We start from the raw sequence: 18,395 nt of genomic DNA on the forward strand, positions 1-18,395 counted from the left end.
GGGACGCTCTTACACCACGTCTGCGCGCGCCACCCGATTGAGCCCTGTTTGGGAAAGCATATCCCGTTCTGAGCCGAAATTCCGGGTCGCAGTTTCCGCTAGGGGCCTCAACCGGAAAGCGCGTCCCAGAATTCGACCAAATTGCGGGATGCACTTTCCGGAGCCAAGCCGCGGCGCGCATAAAAAACGGGTGCAGACCGAAGTCCGCACCCGTAAACGTCGATGACCGAAGGCTTATTTGCGCATCAAACCGCCGCGCTCGTCGATGGCGTCCCAGAAGGCGCTGGCAAAGCGAGGATCGCTTGCGGCCATGAGGGCGTTGGTGGCCATCCAGCCAGAAGGGGTGCCGGTGTCGTAGCCCGACAGCGGGTCGATGACGACAGCGTACATAGCCTCGCGGTCGAGCGAGCGGGCCATGGCATCGGTAAGCTGGATCTCGCCGCCCTTGCCGGCCTGCTGATCGGCGAGCAGGTCCATGACCAGCGGGCTCAGCAGATAGCGACCGACGATGTACAGGTTGGACGGAGCCGCCTCGGGAGCGGGCTTCTCAACCAGACCGCCGATGCGCCAGACAGCGCCCGGCTCTGCGTCGCCGGCGTCCTCAAAACCCTCGAGCGATCCAACACGATCGCCAGCGATGACGCCATAGCGGCTGACTTCCTCGGGAGCGCACGCGGCAACGGCGATAACCGAAGCGCCACCGTGCTCCTTGGAAACGGCAAGCATCTTGTCGCAGATGTCACGGTTAGGCACAACGTAGTCGCCTAGAAGAACCAGGAAGTTTTCCCCTGCCACGGCGTCGGCAGCAGAGCGAATGGCATGGCCGAGGCCCTTGGGCTCGTACTGATAACGGAAGTCGACCGGCATGCCGCCCGCGTGGGCGACGGCATCGGCGTAAGCATCCTTACCGCGCTCGCGCAGCAGATTCTCGAGCGAGCGATCGGGCTGGAAGTAGCTCAGCAGCTCGGGCTTACCGGGAGAGGTAACGATGATGGCGTCGTCGACCTCCTCGGGGTCGAGTGCCTCCTCAACGACATACTGAATGACCGGCTTGTCGAGCACCGGCAGCATCTCTTTAGGCGTGCATTTAGTGCCAGGCAGAAAACGCGTGCCGAGGCCGGCGGCGGGGATGATTGCCTTCATGTTATTCAAGGATCCTTTCGCAGGCGCAGAATACGCCCTGTGCGTGCGGCACAACGGCCGCAGACCAAATTGCGATACCGGAGTATCTTACCGCCGGAGACATACGTCGCCGTAAGGCAAACGCAATTCTTCAGCAGGTCAACGCAAATTATTGGTCGAATGGTGCAATTTTTGGCCCCAGCGGTAACGGGATTGGCACGGCGAAGACAGCGGCGTTCTGCGTGTCGAGCAATGGGAATGAGGGGCTAAAAACAAAAAAGACGGGACTCGCATAGCGAGCCCCGTCTGCAAAGAAATCTGGCAAGAAAGCCTGATTACTTGAGGGTGACAGCAGCGCCAGCAGCCTCGAGCTTCTCCTTGGCAGCCTCGGCGTCCTCCTTCTTGGCACCCTCGAGAACAGCCTTGGGAGCGCCCTCGACGACCTCCTTGGCCTCCTTCAGGCCAAGGCTGGTGAGCTCACGGACGGCCTTGATGACCTGGATCTTGTTGTCGCCGAAGCCCTCGAGCACGACGTCAAACTCGGTCTTCTCCTCGGCCTCAGCAGCGCCAGCAGCAGGAGCGGCGACAACGGCGGCAGGAGCAGCGGCGGAAACGCCGAAGGTGTCCTCGATAGCCTTGACGAGCTCGGAAGCCTCGAGAAGGGTCATTTCCTTAAGAGCATCGATGATCTCATCGGTGGTAAGCTTAGCCATTTCTAAGTCCTTTCGGTTTCCGTGTCTGTGCACGGAGATCAGTTAAAACACGGCGCGAATGCGCCAGGGGTGCGGCGTTGCCGCCGCGGGTGAAAACAGCGACTAGGCTGCCTTCTGCTCGGAGACCTGCTGGATCGAACGAGCGAGACCAGAGGAAACGCCGTTGACGCAGACAGCGATGTCGCGAGCGAAACCGGAGATGAGACCGGCGATCTGGCCGAGAAGCTGATCCTTGGTGGGCAGCTCGGCGATAGCCTTAACATCATCAGCGGAAACGGCCTTGCCGTCGGAGATACCACCCTTGATCTCAAGGACACCCTTGGAATTGGCGGAGAAGTCCTTAAGGGCCTTAGCGGCCTCGACCGGCTCGGTCTCGTAGAACACATAAGCGACGGGGCCGGCGAGGATCTCGTCGATCTCGGGCTGCTCCTGGTTCTTGAGGGCGATCTTGACCAGGTTGTTCTTGTAGACCTTCATCTCGGCGCCGCACTCGCGAAGCTGATGACGCAGCTCCTGAGCCTGCTTAACCGTCAGACCGTTGTAGTTGACGACGAACAGACCGGCGTTCTCGGCGATACGGGACTCGATCTCTGCAACCTTGTCGATTTTGTACTGCTGGGGCATGAATTACACCTCCTCGAATTCTTTCCGGGCACGGTCCGCCACAAGGACGTGACGGGGGCATGTCCAAAAAGAAAGCCCCCGCGCTGCATGAGCGACGGGGGCGAGAAGACATATCTACTCGACCACCTCGGCTGGCGGGATATCCCATTAAGCTCGCGGGCGATGCCCGTTTGCGCCGGCTGTCTCTGGCAGCGGATTCGTGCGTGAATCGAAAGTATTATGGCGGGGACCCCGGCGTCGGTCAACGGACACGAGGATTCGTACACAAACCCTGCATACGCTCCGGTCCGAGGGGCCGGGTAGAGATTTTCGCTCGGTCAAGTCCTGGGCTCGCACGAAGAGCACATTAAGTGCTCTTCGGCTCGTGCGGAATCTACGAAAATCTCAACCCGGCCCCTCGGACCGGAGCTGCGGTAACTTTGCTGCGAATCCTCGCGTCCGTTGAGTGACGCGCCCCACGCATAACCCTTATGTCGGTAGGCTGATGCGTTGCGTCCCTGATGGCTACAGGGTTGAAACGAAGTTGGACAGGCGATTTAGGCCTTCGTCCAGGTTTTCGTCGGAGACGCAGTAGCTGAGGCGGATGTGGCCTTCGGTGCCGAAGCAGTCTCCGGGGACTAGGGCTACGTTTGCTTCTTTGATGGCTTTGATGCAGAAGTCTTCGCTCGTTAGGCCAAATTGTTTGATGCTGGGGAAGGTGTAGAAGGCGCCGGCTGGTTCCACTACGTCGAGGCCCATGGTGTCTAAGGCTGCGAGCACGCGTTCACGGCGAGCTCGGTAGACTTTGAGCATGGGGGTTGGGTCGACGGTCAGAGCTCGCGCTGCGGCGTCCATCTCGAAGGAGACGGCACTCGATACTAAGTATTGGTGGGCCTTTGCGATCTCGGCAATGACGGGCCCTGCCGCTGCGAGCCAGCCCAAGCGCCAGCCGGTCATAGCCCAGGGTTTGGAGAAGCTCTCGATGACCACCGTCTGCTCGCGTAGCTCCGGGTGGCGCTGGGCAAAGCGCTCGCAGCCATCCACGTAGACCAGACGGTTGTACACGTCGTCGCAGACCACATAGATGCCCGCCTGGTCTGCCACGCGCGCCACAGCGTCGAGCGATGCCGCGTTGAGGATGCAGCCCGTAGGATTGTTGGGCGAGCAGATGACGATAGCCTTGGTCGCCGGTGTCACGCAAGCACGAAGTGTATCTTCGTCAATCTGGAATTGCGCAGGCTCCGTATCCAAAAAGACCGCTTTGGCGTGATTGGCCACGACGATGCTCTCGTACAGGCCAAAGGCCGGCGTGGGGATGATAACCTCGTCGCCGGGGTTGAGCAAAGCCATGAATGCTGCCGACAGGGCCTCGGTCGCGCCGTCGGTCAGGATGATCTCGTCGGCCGAAAACGTAAGGCCCGCGTCCCCCATGTAGGCAGACAGCGCCTCGCGCAGGGCGGGGCGACCGTTGTTGGGCGGATAGTGCGTGTCGCCGCGGCCCAGCGCGGCGGTCACCTCGGCGCTAATCACATCGGGCGTGGGAAAATCGGGCTCGCCGAGCGCGAGCGCAATGCATCCTGGGTGCTGGGCAGCGAGCGCGTTAATCCGACGGATGCCGGAGGGCTTAAGCGTGGCAAGCGAGGTATTCATGGGCAGACGCATGGCGTTCCTTTCGTAAGGGTTGCACTAGGATAGCGCGGCGAGGCGCCGCCAGACGGTGTAACCTAAACGGAAACCAACCGGAAAGGAGGCGGCATGGAGACGACCGTGCGCGGCGATAAGCCAAAAACGTTGCAGACCATTGCGTATATCAGTATTTCCGATAGCGCCGATCTTGAGTTTTTGCTCTGGGACCTGCAGGACGCTATCGCCGCCTATGCACAGCTTTCCGGCACCGTGCTCCCCCGCCCGGTCGACTTGAAGGCGAATAGCGCCGATACCGCCGATGGCATGGTGCTCGCTGTTGATGATGCCTTTGATGATGAGGCGATGAGCGTCGTAGAGCAGGTGCTTGATTGCCTTGGGGGTGCGGAAACGCGCGTCTATGTTGTTGTTCAAGCCGGCTGTGGGAGTCCCGAGCGGGCGCACACGGTCGTTGGCCATCTGCGCGAAGCGTGCGAGCGTCGGGGGCTATCGTGGTGCGGTGGCATTGTCGTCTGCACCGGCAGCGGCTTCGCGGCGCTTCGTCGCTCACCGCGCATGGGACTCTTGCGGCGACCGTTTTCGGAAGCGATGGACAAGCTCGTAGGCGCCGTTCGTATGGGCTGTTCGGTTAAGCATGCGCAGCGACTTGGTGGTGGTAATGCCGAGGACGTCGACGCCGACGGCATGGTTTGCGCCGAGCCAGCCGTGCCCGTGCCGATCTGGCGAGGCGTTCTGAAACACCTCGGCGCCCGCACTCAATCAATAATCTAAATTAATAGGCTGCCCAGTCAACGGCTTCACTCCAACGCTCGACAAGCCGCTCCAAACGCCACGCTGCGTTGGCAGGACTCGTCGACGGCAGCACGATGGCGGGTAGCCCCGCCCGCTCTTGTAGATAGCGTTTGTAGAGCCGGCCAGCTGTACCACCGTTGCATATCACCTGCTCAATAGGAGCTGCACCGGTAATGCGCTCGATATGCGCCGGCACAACGTTTTTGATGCTGGCGTCACTCGAGCCCTTAATGTCGCAGCTCTCAATCACATCCCACAGGGCCACGCCGCCGTTCAGCAGCATGGATCGCTTGGCGGCAATCGAGGCGTCGAGCGTCGCAGGCTCACTGCCTGCCAAAGGGTCGCCCTCGTTGGGCGGCACGGGCACACCGAGGCACGCAGCCATCACACGCCAAAAGCGGTTCTGGGGGTTACCGTAATAAAAATCATTGGCACGCGAGAGCACCGAGGGAAACGACCCCAGCACCAAAATGCGCGAGCGCTCGTCAAACACAGGCTCAAACCCATGCTCAATATGTTGATAGCCCTCGTCGGATGCAGCCATGGCCTAGGCCCTCAACAGATAGCGCACCTCGAAGGGCGCAAGCTCAAGGGTACCCGGCAGCTCGACCGTGGGCGCGCCGTCGGCAAGCAGGTCGACGAAGGACCCGTTGAGCTCGCCAGCGCCAAAGGCGAAGGTCTCGTTCACGGCATTGACCGCCACGAGCACCGTCGCGTCGTCGCAGGTGCGCTCGAACAGTAGCTGCTTGTTCTGGATCACCACGTTACGGTACGCGCCGTAGTTGAGAGCACGGGCCGCCGCGTCATCGGCCGAGCGCAGGCGTGCAAGCTGCTTGATGAAGGCCGTCAGCTCGTTGGGTGCGGGCTCGTCGAGCGCAGGACGCAGCGTCCAATCGCCATCAGGGCCGCCCTTTTCGCCGGCAATCCCCCACTCGCTGCCATAGTAGACGCACGGGATGCCCGGCATGCCAAAGAGCATGCCATAAGCGGGGCGCAGACAGGACTTGTCGGTAAGGATGCTCGCCAGGCGCGGCACATCGTGGTTGTCGACAAACGACAGCAGATGCTTGCCGCGATAAATGCACCACGGGTCACCGCCAAACTGGCGATGCAGTGAGTGGGCAATCTCGAACATGTTGACCGAGTTAAAGCTGGAATACAGGCCCTTGTAGCACTCGTAGTTGGTGCAGGAGTCAAGCATCTCGTCGTTGACGATCTGGTTGTAGTCGCCGTGGAGTGTCTCACCAATCAGCACAAAGTCGGGCTGGAGCCCACGGGTAAAAGTATGCAGGCGGCGCATAAAATCGCGATCGAGCATATAGGCGACGTCCAGCCGCAGGCCGTCGATGCCAAAGACCTCGGCCCAACGGCGCACGGACTCGAGCAGGTAATCGACCACGGCGGGATTTTGCAGGTTGAGCTTCACAAGCTCAAAATGGCCCTCCCAGCCCTCGTACCAAAAGCCGTCGCCATAGCAGGAATCGCCGTCAAAGCTAATGTGGAACCAGTCCTTGTAGGGCGAGTCCCACTTGCGCTCCTGCACATCGCGGAAGGCCCAAAAGCCGCGGCCCACATGGTTGAAGACGGCGTCGAGCACCACGCGGATGCCGTGGGCATGCAGCGTCTCGCACACGGCGGCAAAGTCGGCGTCCCCACCCAGGCGACGATCTATATGGCGCAGACTGCGTGTGTCGTAACCGTGGCTATCAGACTCGAGCGGCGGGTTGATGAGCACAGCGCCAATACCGAGTTCCTGCAGGTAACCGGCCCATTGGGCAATCTTCATGATGGGGGCATCGGGGCTAGCTGTGGCATCGGCGGCCTGGGTGAGCGCATCCTCGGTAACGGGGGCGGCGTTTTCGCGCGGAGCTCCGCAAAAGCCCAGCGGATAGATCTGATAGAACGTCGTCTCGTATGCCCACATAGCAACCTCCCGGTAAGCTCAACACAACGACATCCATTGTATGCCCAGCAGGGTAGCTAATTTGGGACGGGGCTATTTTAGCTACCCCTGCATCGGATGCGGGGTAGCTAAAATGGCCCCGTCCCAAATTAGCTACCCCAGCCCCTTTCTAAGTTGCGGTGAAATAGTTCCCGCTTGGGCCTTCAGAGGCCTTAAACAGGAACTATTCCACCGCAACTGATGAGGGGATGTGGTTAGGCAACGACCTTGGCGCGATGGATGGCCGGGAACAGCACCGTAATGGCGAGGATGACGCCCACGACGGCAATCGCCCCGCCCGCGAAGCCGATCCAGGCGATACCGGGACCCGAAACCACGGCGCCGCCGATCGCTGTGCCCGTGCCGATACCCAGATTGAACAGGCCCGAGAAAATCGACATGGCGACGGCCGACGAGTCCGCCGGCGTGTACTTGATGAGCTCGGCCTGAAAAGCCACGTTAAAGGCCGTACCACAGCAGCCCCACAACGCGCAGACGGCAAGCACCGCCACGAGCGCCGAAGCCGCGGGGGCCATGAGCAGCAGGGCCACTGCCACGCCGGAAAGCGTGATAGCCAAGAAGGGGAAGCGATGCCCGTCGAACAGACGGCCAAACAGCCAGCTGCCCACCAGGCCGGAGCAGCCAAACGCCGTCAGCGTCATGGTGATAGCGCTCGCGTCGACATGCGCGACCTGAGCCAGGAAGGGCTCGATATAGCTGTAACCCGCGTAGTAGCCGGTCGCAATAAAGACCGTGACCGCGTAGAGCGCGATCAGGAACGGGTTCTTGAGCAGCTCGGGCAGCTGTTTGACGGTAAAGCGCTCACCCGCCGGCATGGCCGGGAACACTGCCGCCTGGTACACCACCGCAGCGGCAGAGAAGGCCCCGACCGCGGCAAACGTCATGCGCCAGCCCACGGCCAGCCCGATGGCGCGGCCGATCGGCAAGCCAAAGATCTGCGCGATGGACGAGCCCGTGGCGATCATGCTGATGGCGAGCGCTCCGTGGCGGGTGTCGACCAGACGCGAGGCCATGATCGAGGCGACCGACCAGAACACGGCGTGTGCGCAGGCAACCACCAGGCGCGCGCAGACTAAGATGGGATAGGTCGGCGCCAAGGCGGACAGGAACTGGCCGAGCGAGAACACGGCAAGCACGCCCAGCAGCATCCGCTTGAACTCAAAGCGCGAGGCAAACACCATAAGCGGCAGCGACAGCAGCATGACGCCCCAGGCATAGACCGAGATCATGATGCCAGCTTGGGCCTCGGTGAGCGAAAACGATGCGGCGATGTCGGTCAGCAGGCCGATGGGCATGAACTCCGACGTGTTGAATACGAACGCGCAACAGGCGAGCCCGATAAGCGGGAGCCACTGCTTGAGTGAGATGCCATCTTGCTTTGTTTGAGCCATATAGGAAAACCTCTCCGATTGTCGTGGGCGGTGGGCGATTATAGCAATGAGAAGTCTGTAAAATGAGCAACAAAAGAATTCTTGGAAAACGATCGTTAACGGACGGCGCGCCAATTCTGCTTAGAAAGCAAGGTACGCAGGAACTCAATGTTGAAAACGCGGCTTCATCTTCGGGCTATCGCGCCTGCTCGGACACGCACAAGGACACCCCCAAGAGCACGTCAATTTCGAGCCAACTCGCAACCGCACAATGAACTAGCAAAAGCAGCATATAAGCAAACGCCCCATAATAAAGTCCCTCGTGTACAAGCGCCGTCACTGAAAGTACCGGCGGCAGCGCCACGCTCGAAACTACCCATCCAACAAGAACCTGGATAGCGCAACTTGCAACCAGGTTCCATGCCACCAGCAGCATTGCGGGACGCGCGATTTCTCTCCAGGAGGAACGAAGCACCGTGAACGAACGCATGATGTAGCGTGGTGCAAACCGAATGCCCCGTAGCCCCCTCTGCCCCACGTCTGCATCTTCAATCAACACGAATACGAACGACGCGGAAAGAAGCGTCACGATTACCGTCACCACAAGCGAGCACAACACCCCGAGCTGGCTGCTCGTAAGCGAAGCAAAGACTACAATTGCCGATAAAATCAAGTGAACCAAATAAAGTTGCAGCGCCCCAGAAATCTGGAGGGGAACCGTCGAGGCCAAGAGATAAACCGGAAGGGTTCGAGCCGGTTGCACCGTCTCTTTGGATCGGTCGACAGCAAATAATGAAAAAGCCGCATTCGATAGAAGCAGGTTTAAAAAGGCTGCGACCACAGTGCAAATAAGCGTAATGGACGGATTGATATAGGCGAGCTCAGTTGCAACGTTTGATACACCAATTTGAAGCGCGCTCATAACAAACAAGGGGATATATAACGCCATCGTGCAGCCACTCCGGCATCCCTTCGCTCGATCGCCCGATTCCAGAAAGACATTGAAGTTCTCTCGCAAGTTCACTCTATACCCGTTTTCTTACTAGGCAGGGCGAACGGGCGCCAATATAAACGCCAGTCCGCCCATCCATAATTTCTAGTTTTAACGTCCAGACTAGTCTGTCCAGCCGTCGATGTAGTCGCGGTTAAGCTCAAAGTACTGCGCGGCGATATCTTTCGCCAAGGAGTACGAATTAACGAGCGGGTGCATCGCGAGGCTCTCGACAATGTCGTGCTTCGATCGGTTAACGATGCCACGCGCCACGGTGCGCTCGTAGTACTTGACGCGACGAATCAATTCGAGGTTTCCCGCGGGCACAGAATCGGCTTCGACGCGATGCGGCACGCAGCCATCGGTGGAGATATCGCACGTTGACTCAATGACATCTGTATCGAGAAGGCCGGGGATGGCGCCATTGTTGGGTGTGCACAGGATCATCTGCTGCGTCTTGCCAGAGCGAGCAATATCCATGAAACGGAGCGCGACACCTGCGTATCCGCCAGCATCTTTGCCGTACACGTCAAACGTCCACGGCTTGTCGCGACGAATACCTGTCTCGGCCGCCATGTAGTTGTTTTCGCGCATTCCGTACCACTTCTCAAAGCAAGCGAGGCCTTTTTCGAAGTCGTTCTCAATATCGATAGATGCAAGCTCGCTCGTCATTTCTCGATTAATTTCTTCGATTAGTTCGCCGCGCGTCTGGGGCGAAGAGAGAACGTTGGCAACGGCGCGCTCGCGATAGTAGAAATAGTATAGGTACTCATTTGGCACGCATCCGCGATTTAGGACGAGGTCCTTCTCGAAGAACCTAAGATCTGTATGAGCATATGCCCCGTCGTCGTGGATCAAGTCGGGCATGATGTCCTCGCCGTCAACCGTCACATTGCGGAAGAACGAGAGGTGGTTGAGTCCATAGCACTCGCCCTGAACCGATGCGGGATCAACGCCTTTATACTCGGCAAACTGATGCAACATGCCCGAGGGGGCATCGCAAATGCCATAAGTAAAATCATAGCCCATATCGCGTAGGGCCTGAGATACGACGCCAGCGGGATTAGTAAAGTTAAACACCTTGACGTCCGGCTTTGCATACTTCTTGATTAACTCGCAATACGAAGCAAGCGCAGGGACGGAGCGCATGGCAAAAGACACGCCGGCTGCGCCAGTCGTCTCTTGGCCAAGAACCCCACGTGAAAGAGCAATGCGCTCGTCGCGAACGCGCATATGGTCCCCTCCGACGCGAATCGTCGTGATCACGTAATCGGCGTCCTTAACGGCCTCGACTGCATCGCCCGTCAGCGAAAAATTAAGCGCGGGGCAAAGCATGCCCGAGACATGGGCGGCGAGGCCACCGTAGATGCGTAGCTTCTCAGGATCATTGTCCATAAACACAAGTTCGTCGATTCCAAGCGATGACGCCTGCTGGGCTATGCTCTTTGCCAAAAACATGGAGCGGACGCCACCGCCCCCTATGACCGTAAGCTTCATATCGAAACCCCCAATTAGCACATTCAATATTGCATGGTTCGCCTGTGTATGGATATTGTATCCAGCATGGAGGGCCGCTTCCCGCCCCGGCTGCAAGGCGGGAAAGGAATTCCCCAAGGAGTTATTATTTACGCAACGGAAGCGGCCGCACACGACCGGCGGGAAGGGAGCACCGATGGTTGATAAAAAGCAGATTTCTAAGCTCTACTCAGCCGCAAAGCTATCCGAAACCGAGCAAAGCGTACTCGAATACCTACTCAACAATATCGACACCCTCGATGATATTGGCATAAAACCCGTCGCCATGGCATGCTTTACCAGCATGACGACAGTCATCAGGCTTTCGAAAAAGCTCGGCTACCGTGGCTACCGCGAAATGATGTACGATCTCAAGCACCTTCAGCATGTCTCCCGCGAAATGAATCAATCACTCAAAGACAGCGGCGTCCACTTCGTATGCCACACCGGAGATGTAGACGTATTCATCGCCGCCCTGCATCGCAACAGAATGATCGGAGTAAACGGAGAGGGCTTCTCACGCATCGTTGCGCAGTACATGGCGACCAAGCTCGTTGGACTTGGCTTTTTGGCCGTCATACAGGACTTCCTAGAAACCGATCAGTTTGTCGAATCCAACCGAAATACGCTCAGCTGCATGATGCTCATATCCAAATCGGGCCAGACAGAAGCCATCCTAGAAACCGCAAGGGCATGCCACGACGCGGGCATTACGACTCTCGCGTTTACCGGCAGTGAAGACAGCGAGCTCGCCAAGACGGCAGACGCGATCTTTACGATACATGACGATCACCCAATGGATCTTAAGAACGTTAAGCCTAACTGCTTTACTGGAAGTTGTATTCTCGCATTCGAAGAACTATTGAGCATCTGCCTTGACAATCTAAAACAAGAAGGCTTGGCCCCCTAAAACATGCGATAGGAAGCCAAGCCCTGGAATTGCGCTATGCAATTGCAAACCACTTGCGCGTTTTACTCGTCACCGAGAACTTCGTGTACCTCAGAAGCGACTTCGCCGACACGAGGACCGTAAATGACCTGGATCGCCTTGTCGCTCAGGCGGATAACGCCCATAGCTTCAAGTTTCTTGGTGAACACCTCGTCATCTGCAACCTTAGAACCATCCTTGACAATCACACGAAGACGTGAGATGCAGTTGTCAAGATCATCAATGTTGTCGGCTCCACCAAGCGCTTCGACAATGCCAACAGCAAGCGCGCTGTCCTTGGTCGCACGGCCCTGGACTGCCTTCTCGGAAGTGCTACCAGACTCGCCCTTTGCCTCAGCGGCCTTTGCCTCGAACTCGGCTCTGCTGTTGATCAGCTCAATATCGTCACCATCATCTCGACCGGGCGTCTTGATATCGAACTTAGTAATAAAGAACCGGAAGAGGAAGAAAGCTGCCAGGAAAAAGGCGGGGAGCAGAATAAGGTACGGAAGCAGATTAAGCTTCTCGGGGCGGAATAAGAATGGGATCAGGTCCTTGATATTTCCCTGGTACACCGAAACGCCCATTGCCTCCGAGAGAACTTCACCCAGTCCGGAAAGCGGAGCGTAAACGCCAAAGTAGAGCCAGGGGGCGGCAAACAGGAACGTAAAGAGAATGGGCTCCGTAACGCCAAAGAAAACAGTCGAAATCACTGTGGGGATTAAAAGGCCAGCAACCTTCTTGCGGTTCTGGGGCTTGGCACAAGACCACATAGCAAGGGCGATGCCTGGGAACAACGCGTAATCGTTAATGCCATAGCCAGCCATGAAGGCCCTAACCAAGAGCTTGTCGCTGCTGGGAGAAGCGAGCTGTGCAAGCTGAATGGCGCTATTGCCCACCACGCGCGTTCCATCGACGACCATGGAGCCGCCAAGCTCAGTCCAATACATGGGCGTCTCGAGCAGCGGATGCAAGCCAAACGGCACAAGGCTCTCGAGCACCCAGCGATAGACAAACGTACCGACCAGACCGGAGCCTTTCACGAACGTCGCAATACCCGAAAAGCATCCACCGATGACGGGCCAGACGAAGTACATGATGCCGCCCAGGATGCCACCGGCGACCAGCGATACAATGGGGACCGTTCGACTGCCCGCAAAAAACGCCAACGCCGTTGGAAGCTTGGTCTTGTAAAAACGGCCGGTGATCCAGGCGACCAGGCAGCCCACGATAATGCCGCCAAAGACACCAGAGCTGTAGCCAAAAAAGCCGAGCGAGGTAGTGTAGAGTGCGGACTGCTCACTCGCCTGAATGGACGTAAGGCCGACCTTCTGAAGAGCTTCCACCGTTGTATTGTCGGCAGCCAAGCCAGCTGCTCCAAGCAGAATCTCAACCGTCTTGAGCATGGTGAGATAGCAGACAAGGGCAGAAAAGGCAGCCCAGCCCTTCTCTTTGCGAGACAAGGAGAAGGCGCAGCCGACGGCAAACAAAACACCGAGGTTTCCAATGATTACCTCGCCGAGACCCTTAAATACCGAGAAGAACGTAAAGAGCGGCGAAGCGGCATACCAGTCCCAATTAACGCCAAGGGACACAAGGGTCAGTTCGGTCGTAAAAACGCTACCGATACCCAAAAAGAGACCGGAAATGGCAATGAGCGTAATCGGAACGAGCATTGCCTTTCCGAACGATTGGAATTTTTCTTTCATCAATTCCCTCCTCAATGAGCCTCTACAAACGACTATTGCACCCCACGTCCCCACACAGGCGAAACGGAAGACATGTTCGGCAATAGACACAAAGTGATTGTAGAAAGGGGCACACAAAATGCGCATCGGCATCGCGTAATGCGGTTAAATCGACCGACGATTGCAAGTATTTACGAATCCGTAAACGGCAGCAAATAGGCAGCGAACGGCAACCTGCAGCGTAGGACAGTCCCCGCAGGCCGACAATTACCGGTATTTTGGCTCATATTTATTGAATTGTTGCTCGCCCAAAAGCGCGGAGCATCAACGCGCCCCTAAGCCAACCCCAGCAATATGCCCGCCGAATGCACGACAAACGCCACGATCCAGGCGACCGTCACCTGAAACGCGAATACGGCCACGGCATAGCGCGCGCCCAACTCGCTCTTGACGGCGCCGATGGACGCCACGCAAGGCGGGTACAGCAGCGTAAAGACCAAGAACACGTAGGCGGTAAACGGCGAAAACATGGCTGACAGTGCCGCGGGAGAGGTTGCGCCCAAAAGCACCGTGAGCGTCGAGATGACGCTCTCCTTGGCAATAAGTCCCGTGACGAGTGCCGTCGAGGCGCGCCAGTCGCCAAAACCGAGCGGGGCCAACACCGGCGCGATGATGCTACCCAGACCGGCAAGCAGGCTTTGCGACTGGTCGGCGACCACGTTAAAGCGGATATCGAACGTCTGCAGGAACCAGATGACCACCGTAGCGGCAAAGATAATGGTAAAGGCCTTGGTAATAAAGTCCTTGGCCTTATCCCATGCCAGCGTCACCGTCGTCTTGACGCTCGGCAGGCGGTAATTGGGGAGCTCCATGATAAACGGCACCGGGTCGCCCTTAAATGCCGTACGGTTGAGCACCAGAGCCGCAATGCAACCAACCGCAATACCAATCAGATAGAGCGAGACCATGGCGGGAACCGTCGCCTGTGGGAAAAACGCCCCGCACAGCAAGCCGTAAACCGGCAGCTTGGCCGAGCAGCTCATGAACGGTGTGAGCATGACCGTCATCTTGCGGTCGTGCTCGGATGGGAGCGTACGGGTCGACATGATAGCCGGCACGGTGCAGCCAAAACCGACGAGCATGGGCACAAAGCTGCGGCCCGACAGGCCAAAGCGACGCAGCACCTTATCCATGACAAAGGCCACGCGTGCCATGTATCCGGAGTCTTCCAGAATGGAGAGGAACAAGAAGAGCACGACGATAATCGGCAGGAAGGTCAGCACGCTACCCACGCCCGTAAGCACGCCGTCGACAGCCAGCGAGCGCACCACGTCGTTGGTTCCGAACGCCTTGAGGCCCGCATCGGCCGAGGCGATGATGGCAGCGATACCGTCCTCCATGAGTCCCTGCAACGCCGCGCCGATCACGCCAAACGTCAGCCAAAAGACGAGGCCCATGATCACCAGAAACGCCGGAATGGCTGTGTAACGACCTGTCAGGATGCGGTCAATCTTGACGGAGCGCACGTGCTCGCGGCTTTCGTGCGGCTTGACGACGCAACGCCCGCACACGTCGCCGATAAAGCTAAAACGCATATCGGCCAACGCAGATAGGCGGTCGGTGCCGGCCTCGCCCTCCATCTGGGTAATGATGTGCTCGATAGCGTCGAGCTCATTGCGATCCAGGTGAAGCGCCTCGGTTACCAGCTCATCGCCCTCGACCAGCTTAGTCGCCGCAAAGCGCACCGGGATGTGCGCCGTCACGGCATGGTCCTCGATCAGGTTAGCAATACCGTGGATGCAGCGATGCAGCGCACCGCCGTCCGGACCGTCGGGCGCGCAAAAGTCCAGGCGACCAGGACGCTCGCGGAACCGTGCCACGTGCAGGGCGTGGTCCACCAGCTCGCCGATGCCCTCGTTGCGGGCAGCGCTAATGGGGACAACAGGCACGCCCATCAGGCTCTCGAGCAAGTTGACGTCTACGGCGCCGCCGTTGGCGGTCACCTCGTCCATCATGTTGAGCGCGATGACCATGGGACGGTCAAGCTCCATGAGCTGCAGTGTCAGGTACAGGTTACGCTCAATGTTGGTGGCGTCAATGATGTCGATGATGGCGTCCGGGCGCTCGTCGAGGATGAACTGACGGCTCACGACCTCTTCGCCTGTGTACGGCGACAGGGAGTAAATGCCAGGCAGGTCGGTAACGCTCGCCTCGGGATGGTTACGGATGGTGCCATCTTTGCGGTCGACAGTCACGCCGGGAAAGTTACCGACGTGCTGGTTGGAGCCCGTCAGCTGGTTGAATAACGTGGTCTTGCCGCAGTTTTGGTTGCCAGCGAGGGCAAAGTGCAGCGGCGCGCCCTCGGGCACGGCCGTCTTTGCCGCACGGGGCGAATACGTCCCCTCGCCCAGGGCCGGATGCTCCGTCGTGCCGATTGCGGCGTTAGCGCGCGGACCCGTATCGGTGTCGTGAATACCCACGAGCTCGATGCGAGCGGCATCGTCCTTGCGCAGCGTCAACTCGTAGCCACGCAGGCGAATCTCGAGCGGGTCGCCCATGGGGGCGTACTTCATCATGGTGACTTCGGTGCCCGGCGTCAGGCCCATGTCCAAAATATGCTGACGGAGCGCCTGGTCGTCGGATGTCACCGATGCGACAACGGCGTCCTTTCCAATCTCGAGTGTATCGAGCTTCACGCGCTCATCCTTTCGTTAGACGCGGTTAACCGTTTACCGGGGTTAACCAACTCGTAACGACAAATGATAGCGCTCTGAACTATTTTATAAAGTCAAATACCGATGTTTACCTGCGCAAACTTTATGCGGTGCGCCCCGAAGGCTCTTTACGCATACCGCTCAGCGAGATCGAAACGGAACCCGACCGCGCGGTAGCAGTGAGTCGATCACCCTCGACCGACCCCGTGCATGTAAAGGGCGCCTTGCCCATCAAGACGTGGGAGATAGTACCCAAGAGCTCAAAGAAATCGCCCTCAGCACGGGCACTCGAGAGAGCAATATTGAGACCCCTGACGTTTAGTACTGCCCTGAGCGCGCCGTTCACCCCATGTGAAAACGTCACCTCGCCGCGTCTACTCCCCACCGGCGTCTGGGCCGAAACCACATACGTACCCTCAAGCATGGTTCCTCCTCTGAGTAGGCTTTTTGAAATGGCCATCTAGTCTACTTTGCTGCGAGACGGCTTGCCCAGAAACTGCAAGCACATAACAACGTTCAACCAACAGATTGCTGCAAGGAGGACAAGCGTGCAAGGAGGGGCAGATTGCATTTGGCACCACTTGCGCCAACGGACGGGATGCGGAGCGACTGTGCAGGTGGATTCCGGATCGCCGCTTCCTCCGTCCCCCAGCGAATCAAAACAAGTTGCGGTGGAATAGTTCCTGTTTGATGCTTTAACCAGCAAAAACAGGAACTATTTCGCCGCAACAGCAAAAGCCCGCGCTGGCAACAAATGTCACCTGCGCGGGCTTGGTGGGCGCTCACAAAGGCACGTTACAGAGGCCCACGTCAGTTATGGATTACCGAACGGCACCGGCACGCGACGCCTCCGTCGGCTTACCAAGCGATGAAGCTTGCCGCAGTCTTAGACTATCGGCGCAATGCCGGCAAAGTGCAGATACAGCGAGATGACCGCCACGACAATGACCACCGCTGCGATCAGCTTGTCGTGCAGGTGCGGAAGTACCGGCTTACCGCGACCTCGCTCGCCCAGCATATAAACGGGAATGGCCGGAGCAAAAAGGATCGTCGTGATCATGACGCCCTGGAGGCCCGTCGACCACACAAGGAACAATGTGTAAATGAAGCCGAGCGTGCCGAAGAATCGCGCCTTGCCGACGCTTGGCGCATGCGGTCCGTCCAAATGCTCCTTCTTCCAACCAATCACCATGTAATAGGCAGCCGAGCAGACATACGGAACCAGAATCGTGTTGACTGCGCAGCTATAGAAGAACTGGTAGGTGCTCGCCGCCACATACGACACGATCAAGAAGAGCTGCGTAATGCCGGAGCTCACGAGAACCGTTACCACCGGGGCGTCGTGCTTGTTCGTCTTGGCAAACGCCAGAGGGAAGGATCCCTGGCGCGCCGCCTCGAACGGCGTCTCGGACGCAATGATGACATAGCCCAGCAGCGCGCCGACCAACGAAAGGATAACGCCAAGGTTTACGATGGCAGCACCAACCGGACCGATTGCGCACTCGAGAATTCCCGCCATGGAGGGCGTTGCAAGCTGTGCCATCTCCTCGCGCGGCATAATGCCGAGCGACAGCATCGAGATGATCAGATACAGCGTGAATACAGCCGCAAATCCGAGCGCCGTCGAGCGGCCGACGTCACGCACGTACTTAGCACGGCCCGAGATAACGACAGCGCCCTCGATGCCCGTGAAGACCCAGACAAGGGCAATCATGGTCGAGACAACCTGCTCGCCAAAGCCAGGACCAGCCGGCTCTCCCCAGAAGTTGTCCATAAAGATATCGACGTTGAACTTACCCAGGAGCACGATACTCAGCACAAAGAGCCCCAACGGCACCAGCTTCGCCAACGTGACGATTGTGTTAATGCCCGCAGCCTCCTTAACGCCACGAAGCACAAGGGCGGTAAGGAACCACAAAAACACGCTGGCGCAGACGATAGAAAGCAGGTTGTTACCCGCGCCAAACGCGGGGAAGAAATAGCCCAGCGCGCTAAACAGCAAGAGCGCAAAGCTCACGTTGGAAAGACATGCGCTGATCCAGTAGCCCCAAGCGGAGTTGAATCCAATGTAATCGCCAAAACCGGCCGCAGCGTATGCATAGATGCCGCCGGTCAGGTCGGGACGGGCCTGAGACAAACCGTTGAACACCATCATCAGCGCAAAGACGCCAATAAAGCAAATTCCCCACGAGACGATAACCGCACCGGTATTTGCCCCGCCTGCTGCCATATCGCCGGCAAGCGAAAAAATGCCGCCACAAATACTGGCGGTAATAACCATCATGGTCAGACGAAAGAGATCGAGGCCATTAGGGTCGATAATCTCTTCATTTTGAGCTTTAGAGGCCATTG

The 18,395-nt window shown here is 58.2% G+C and carries 15 protein-coding genes; 2 read left to right on the top strand and 13 right to left on the bottom strand.

The window, feature by feature from the left end; genetic code table 11:
• Positions 1-234 precede the first annotated feature (234 nt).
• The 4 genes from DWX39_RS04340 to DWX39_RS04355 form a co-directional block, all read right to left on the bottom strand.
• Positions 235-1,143 (bottom strand): UTP--glucose-1-phosphate uridylyltransferase, encoded by a 909-nt coding sequence (locus DWX39_RS04340; protein WP_117758627.1) that lies wholly within the window; start codon positions 1,141-1,143, stop codon positions 235-237.
• Positions 1,144-1,457: 314 nt separating this feature from the next.
• Positions 1,458-1,835 (bottom strand): 50S ribosomal protein L7/L12, encoded by a 378-nt coding sequence (rplL, locus tag DWX39_RS04345; RefSeq protein ID WP_117758628.1) that lies wholly within the window; start codon positions 1,833-1,835, stop codon positions 1,458-1,460.
• 102 nt (positions 1,836-1,937) lie between these two features.
• Positions 1,938-2,459 carry a 50S ribosomal protein L10 gene (gene rplJ, locus DWX39_RS04350; RefSeq protein ID WP_117758629.1) on the bottom strand — a complete coding sequence of 174 codons (522 nt, stop codon included), beginning with the start codon at positions 2,457-2,459 and terminating at the stop codon, positions 1,938-1,940.
• A gap of 504 nt (positions 2,460-2,963) precedes the next feature.
• Entirely contained in the window at positions 2,964-4,100 is a 1,137-nt protein-coding gene (locus tag DWX39_RS04355; RefSeq protein WP_117758630.1) for a pyridoxal phosphate-dependent aminotransferase, read from the bottom strand.
• Between the two features lie 93 nt (positions 4,101-4,193).
• Between DWX39_RS04355 and DWX39_RS04360 the strand changes: the two genes are divergently transcribed.
• Positions 4,194-4,853, top strand: a complete 660-nt coding sequence (locus tag DWX39_RS04360) for a hypothetical protein (protein ID WP_117758631.1) — start codon at positions 4,194-4,196, stop codon at positions 4,851-4,853.
• Between the two features lies 1 nt (position 4,854).
• Here the strand turns inward: DWX39_RS04360 and DWX39_RS04365 are convergent, their stop codons facing one another.
• The 5 genes from DWX39_RS04365 to DWX39_RS04385 form a co-directional block, all read right to left on the bottom strand.
• Positions 4,855-5,418 (bottom strand): uracil-DNA glycosylase family protein, encoded by a 564-nt coding sequence (locus DWX39_RS04365; RefSeq protein ID WP_117758632.1) that lies wholly within the window; start codon positions 5,416-5,418, stop codon positions 4,855-4,857.
• Between the two features lie 3 nt (positions 5,419-5,421).
• Positions 5,422-6,798 carry an alpha-amylase family glycosyl hydrolase gene (locus DWX39_RS04370; RefSeq protein ID WP_117758633.1) on the bottom strand — a complete coding sequence of 459 codons (1,377 nt, stop codon included), beginning with the start codon at positions 6,796-6,798 and terminating at the stop codon, positions 5,422-5,424.
• Positions 6,799-7,031: 233 nt separating this feature from the next.
• Positions 7,032-8,228, bottom strand: a complete 1,197-nt coding sequence (locus DWX39_RS04375; protein ID WP_117758634.1) for an MFS transporter — start codon at positions 8,226-8,228, stop codon at positions 7,032-7,034.
• Positions 8,229-8,403: 175 nt separating this feature from the next.
• Positions 8,404-9,156, bottom strand: coding sequence for a hypothetical protein (locus tag DWX39_RS04380; protein ID WP_117758635.1), 753 nt, complete (start codon positions 9,154-9,156; stop codon positions 8,404-8,406).
• 165 nt (positions 9,157-9,321) lie between these two features.
• Entirely contained in the window at positions 9,322-10,695 is a 1,374-nt protein-coding gene (locus tag DWX39_RS04385; protein ID WP_117758636.1) for a 6-phospho-beta-glucosidase, read from the bottom strand.
• A 175-nt stretch (positions 10,696-10,870) separates the two neighbouring features.
• Here DWX39_RS04385 and DWX39_RS04390 point away from each other — a divergent pair, with 175 nt between their 5' ends.
• Positions 10,871-11,623, top strand: coding sequence for a MurR/RpiR family transcriptional regulator (locus DWX39_RS04390; RefSeq protein WP_158561614.1), 753 nt, complete (start codon positions 10,871-10,873; stop codon positions 11,621-11,623).
• Between the two features lie 62 nt (positions 11,624-11,685).
• Here DWX39_RS04390 and DWX39_RS04395 read toward each other — a convergent pair whose 3' ends face one another.
• The 4 genes from DWX39_RS04395 to DWX39_RS04410 form a co-directional block, all read right to left on the bottom strand.
• Entirely contained in the window at positions 11,686-13,350 is a 1,665-nt protein-coding gene (locus DWX39_RS04395) for a PTS transporter subunit EIIC (RefSeq protein WP_158561615.1), read from the bottom strand.
• A 314-nt stretch (positions 13,351-13,664) separates the two neighbouring features.
• The gene (feoB, locus tag DWX39_RS04400) at positions 13,665-16,025 is read right to left on the bottom strand and encodes a ferrous iron transport protein B (RefSeq protein WP_117758639.1); all 2,361 of its coding nucleotides are present in this window, start codon (positions 16,023-16,025) and stop codon (positions 13,665-13,667) included.
• 121 nt (positions 16,026-16,146) lie between these two features.
• Entirely contained in the window at positions 16,147-16,467 is a 321-nt protein-coding gene (locus tag DWX39_RS04405) for a hypothetical protein (RefSeq protein ID WP_117637613.1), read from the bottom strand.
• Positions 16,468-16,929: 462 nt separating this feature from the next.
• Positions 16,930-18,393 (bottom strand): basic amino acid/polyamine antiporter, encoded by a 1,464-nt coding sequence (locus DWX39_RS04410; RefSeq protein ID WP_117756912.1) that lies wholly within the window; start codon positions 18,391-18,393, stop codon positions 16,930-16,932.
• Positions 18,394-18,395 lie beyond the last annotated feature (2 nt).

It is taken from the genome of Collinsella sp. AF19-1LB (genome assembly GCF_003459655.1).
Taxonomy (GTDB): Bacteria; Actinomycetota; Coriobacteriia; order Coriobacteriales; family Coriobacteriaceae; genus Collinsella.